The sequence below is a fragment of the Paraburkholderia sp. RL17-380-BIE-A genome (assembly GCF_046028085.1).
Lineage (GTDB): Bacteria > Pseudomonadota > Gammaproteobacteria > Burkholderiales > Burkholderiaceae > Paraburkholderia.
In genome coordinates this window covers 1-491 of record NZ_JARESQ010000057.1, presented here as the reverse complement: position 1 = coordinate 491, position 491 = coordinate 1, and the positions used below count along the sequence as shown (strand labels likewise).

The window sequence follows — 491 nt, the reverse complement described above, 5'->3', positions numbered from 1 at the left end:
GCACGTCGTTGCGCTCGCCGAGCGAGCCGTCTTCGTTGACGAGAAACTTCGGCACGATGAAAAGCGAAATGCCCTTCACGCCTTCCGGTGCGTCAGGTGTGCGCGCGAGCACGAGATGCGCGATATTCTTCGCCATGTCGTGCTCGCCCCACGTGATGAAAATCTTCGTGCCGAACAGTTTGAACGAACCGTCGCCCTGCGGCTCGGCGCGCGTGCGCACCAGCGCGAGATCGGAGCCGGCCTGCGGCTCGGTCAGGTTCATCGTGCCGGTCCATTCACCGGAAATGAGCTTCGGCACGTAGGTCTGTTTCTGCGCTTCGCTGCCCGCCGTGAGCAGCGCCTCGATCGCGCCATCCGTGAGCAGCGGGCACAGCGCGAACGACAGATTCGACGCGTTCAGCATCTCGATACAGGCGGTGGCGATGAGCTTCGGCAGGCCCTGGCCTTCGTAGTCGACGGGATGTTGCACGCCCTGCCAGCCGCCAACGCCG

General features: G+C 64.2%; 1 protein-coding gene. It reads right to left on the bottom strand.

Annotated features, from left to right (window positions below; translation table 11 throughout):
• Nucleotides 1-491 (bottom strand): acyl-CoA dehydrogenase family protein (locus tag P0D68_RS35510; protein ID WP_408303742.1); only part of this gene is annotated, 491 nt, incomplete at both ends.